We start from the raw sequence: 1,623 nt of genomic DNA on the forward strand, positions 1-1,623 counted from the left end.
CTCGCCACGGACCGCTTCGCCCGGAAGCGGCCCCTGGAAGCCGAGTCGATTCAAAAGAGCCGATTCCTCCAAAAGCGAGGAGAGATCCTGGAAATCGCCCTACCCAAGGACTTTCGTCAAAAGGCCGCCTACTTCACCGACCCACAGAACCGGCCCATTCTGGAAGACTCGCTCCGGGAGGCGCTCGGGGAGCCGGTAACAGTCGACTTTCTTCTCGTGGATCCCCCGGTCACGCCGGCAAGGAAGGAGCGCCCGGAAGCGGCGGCAAAGAAGCCCCCTGGTCCGGAGGAGCAGATGACCGAGAAGGAATTTCGCAACGATCCGCTCATTCAGGAGGCGCTGCGGCTCTTCGAAGGGCGTATCCTCTCCGCAACCCCCCCGCAACCAGAGACGACATGAACCTGAACAAGATGCTCAAACAGGCCCGCCAACTACAGGAGCAGGCCCAAAGAATCCAGGAAGATCTTGCCAATCGACGATTCGAAGTCGAAGGCGCGGGCGGGAAGCTCCGCGCGGTGGCCAGCGGCGGAGGCCAACTCCTCGATCTCTGGATTTCGCCCGAGTTGGTTGCCGAGGGAGATGCCCAGATGCTCTCCGAGCTCGTTCTGGCCAGCGTCCGGGAGGCTCTCGATCAAGGCCGCCGGGCGAGCGAATCGGAAATGCAAAAGCTGAGCGGAGGTCTCGGCCTGCCGGGTGCGTTCTGAGCAGAAGCGGAGCGCTCTCCCATGGCAGACTATCCCCCAGCGGTTCGCGAGTTGATCGCCGCCTTACGCGAGCTTCCGTCGATTGGCCCCCGCTCGGCGGAGCGGCTCGTCCTCTTCCTGCTCGAAGAGACGAAAGGGACCAAAGAGCACCTCGCACGAAGTTTGCAAGCGGTCGGGGCGGGAGTTCATCCCTGCGGTCGATGCGGCTTTTATGCCGAAGAGGAGCTCTGCGAACTCTGCCGCGACCCATCCCGTGATCCGCTGCTCTGGTGCATGGTTGCCTCTCCCGGCGATGTTCTTCGCATCGAGCGGGCCTCCGCTTTCCGAGGTGTCTACCACGTTCTCGGTTGTAAACTCTCCCCTCTCGAAGGAATCGGGCCTGAGCGGCTCCCCTCTGGAACCCTCTTGGCACGCATCGAACGGGAGCGGCCTCGCGAGATCATTCTCGCCCTCGGTACGGATGCCGAAGGCGAGGCGACGGCACTCTACCTGGGTCAGCTCCTGAAAAAGACGGCAACCCGGATTTCGAGCCTCGCCACGGGTCTTCCCGCCGGAGGTGGACTCGAGTTTGCCGACAGCGTGACACTCAGTTACGCCCTTGCCGGCCGCCGCGAGCTGTAACCCGATCATGACTCCGACCCTCGCCTCTCCGCTGCGAGGTCTGTGCGGTCAACCTGACGAAGGCGGCTCGGATTCGTTGCTGGATTCCGCCGCAGTGCGGGAACCCTCGCGCATCGGCTTCGGCAGCCGCGCAATCAGCACGGCGCAAGACGCCTCTTCGCTGACCCGGGCGGCAACGCTTCCGAGCGCCCTCCCCCATGCTCCGAAGTGGCCGCTGTGTCCGAGCACGATCAACTCGAACCCCTTCTCCTCGGCAAATCGCGCGATTTCGAATGGCGGACTTCCCGTCTTCCGGAAG

At 63.5% G+C, this 1,623-nt stretch carries 3 protein-coding genes and 1 pseudogene; 3 read left to right on the forward strand and 1 reads right to left on the reverse strand.

What is annotated here, in order from left to right; all coding sequences use genetic code 11:
- The 3 genes and pseudogenes from MAMT_RS11315 to recR form a co-directional block, all read left to right on the forward strand.
- Positions 1 to 399, forward strand: a pseudogene (locus MAMT_RS11315) (hypothetical protein); the annotation flags it as partial.
- Positions 396 to 704, forward strand: a complete 309-nt coding sequence (locus MAMT_RS04890; RefSeq protein WP_142659890.1) for a YbaB/EbfC family nucleoid-associated protein — start codon at positions 396 to 398, stop codon at positions 702 to 704. The pseudogene MAMT_RS11315 and the gene MAMT_RS04890, both read left to right, overlap by 4 nt.
- 21 nt (positions 705 to 725) lie before the next feature.
- Positions 726 to 1,325: a recombination mediator RecR gene (recR, locus tag MAMT_RS04895; RefSeq protein WP_142659891.1), complete on the forward strand. Its 600-nt coding sequence runs from the start codon at positions 726 to 728 to the stop codon at positions 1,323 to 1,325.
- Between the two features lie 48 nt (positions 1,326 to 1,373).
- Here recR and MAMT_RS04900 read toward each other — a convergent pair.
- The coding region (locus MAMT_RS04900) for a universal stress protein (protein WP_142659892.1) at positions 1,374 to 1,623 on the reverse strand (250 nt) is incomplete at its 5' end.

Source organism: Methylacidimicrobium tartarophylax, from assembly GCF_902143375.2.
Taxonomy (GTDB): domain Bacteria; phylum Verrucomicrobiota; class Verrucomicrobiia; order Methylacidiphilales; family Methylacidiphilaceae; genus Methylacidimicrobium; species Methylacidimicrobium tartarophylax.

Coding starts and splice junctions, on each gene's coding strand:
- recR (WP_142659891.1), top strand. CDS start 726: ATGGCAGACTATCCCCCAGCGGTTCGCGAGTTGATCGCCGCCTTACGC.
- MAMT_RS04890 (WP_142659890.1), top strand. CDS start 396: ATGAACCTGAACAAGATGCTCAAACAGGCCCGCCAACTACAGGAGCAG.